Annotated in this window: 2 protein-coding genes; both read right to left on the bottom strand. The window is 68.1% G+C overall.

The window, feature by feature from the left end:
- Positions 1-8: 8 nt before the first annotated feature.
- Complete coding sequence (locus IF29_RS0141050; protein WP_030267631.1) at positions 9-401, bottom strand: type IV toxin-antitoxin system AbiEi family antitoxin domain-containing protein; 393 nt, start codon at positions 399-401, stop codon at positions 9-11.
- A complete protein-coding gene (locus IF29_RS0141045; protein ID WP_030267628.1) occupies positions 398-1,243 on the bottom strand; it encodes an IS5 family transposase in 846 nt (281 codons plus the stop codon). Before IF29_RS0141045 ends, IF29_RS0141050 begins: the two co-directional genes overlap by 4 nt.
- Positions 1,244-1,345 lie beyond the last annotated feature (102 nt).

Raw genomic sequence — 1,345 nt, 5'->3', positions numbered from 1 at the left:
AGAGGGCGTTAAGTCCGTTTTTGGTAGATGCCTCGTCCGGGTTGGGTGAGGACGCCTTGGCGGACGAGTCGGCCTAGGCGGCTTCGGGTGGTGCTCACGGAGGCCTCGTCGGTGGGCAGGTCTAGCAGTTCGTGCAGTTCACGGGCCCGAAAGGGCTGAGCGGGGTGGTCGTTGAAGTGGGCCACGAGGCGCTGGTAGGTATCCGGCGCCGGCTGCGGTTCGGCCCCGGGCCCAATGATGCCCTCGATGACCTTGCAGGCGGTCTGCAGTTCCGCGAGGTGTGCTCGGGCATCGGCGAGGGCCGCCGTGAGGTCGTCGATCTGCTGTTGCAGGTCCTCGGTGTGGGCGGCGGCCTGGTCCTGCTCGGCCTGGAGGTGCCGCAGGAGGTCGGTGACGTTCACGCGGCCAGCTCGAGGTCGCGCCAGGGGCACGCGGGAACCGTGAGCCGGCGGGCCATGTTCGCGGTGGCCGCCCAGTAGACGCGGGCGGCGGAGTTCTCGGGACGGTGGTCGTACTCGCGCACCAGGCGCCGGTGCAGTATCAGCGTGCCGTTGACCTGCTCGACCACCCACCTCTTGGGCTGCGGCACGAAGCCCTTGTCCTCGGGGTTGCGCCGCACGACCTCGACCGTGATACCCAACACCGCACCGTGGATGATCACGGCGTCCTTGAAGCCCTGGTCGACCAGGACCTTCTCCAGGCGGTTGCCGCAGCGCTCGGCGGCCTGGTCCAGCAGCGCGATCCCGGCGGTGTTCTCATGGGCCGAGGCGGGCAGCACCACCACGCCGATGATCAGCCCTATCACGTCCACGGCCAGCCCGCGCTTGCGCCCCGGTGTCCTCTTCGCCGCGTCCAGTCCCGTCGTCGTCCTGGGCACCCCGGCAGCCGCCCGCAGCGACTGGGTGTCCAGGACCACCAAGGACGGGTCCTCTAATCGGCGCGCCCGCTCCCGGACCTGGCAGCGCAGCAGCTCCTGAATCCGCTGGTCAAGACCGTCCCTGCGCCACTGGGTGAAGTAGTAGAACACCGCCGACCAGGCCGGCAGGTCATGCGGCAGATACCGCCACTGACAGCCCGTCCGATTCTGATAGAACAGCGCGTTCACGACTTCCCGCAGGTCGCACGACCCCGGGTCCCCGGTCGCCGACCGCGCCACCCGCTCCAGCTTCCACGACGTGATCATCGGCTCGATCAAACCCCACTGATCGTCCGTCAGATCACTCGGATACGCCCGACGTTCCATGCCTCCATGACACAGCCCAAGCCCCACCGGGCACTCCTGGATGACGGACAGCCCCACGAACGAGCGACGCCAAACCATCAAGAACGGGACTTAACGCCCTCT

Source organism: Streptacidiphilus jeojiense (assembly GCF_000719095.1).
GTDB lineage: Bacteria > Actinomycetota > Actinomycetes > Streptomycetales > Streptomycetaceae > Streptacidiphilus > Streptacidiphilus jeojiensis.
This window is presented reverse-complemented; position numbering and strand designations above follow the sequence as displayed.

Bases quoted from the DNA above. Each gene is read 5' to 3' on its own strand.
- IF29_RS0141045 (WP_030267628.1), bottom strand. From the start codon at position 1,243: ATGGAACGTCGGGCGTATCCGAGTGATCTGACGGACGATCAGTGGGGT.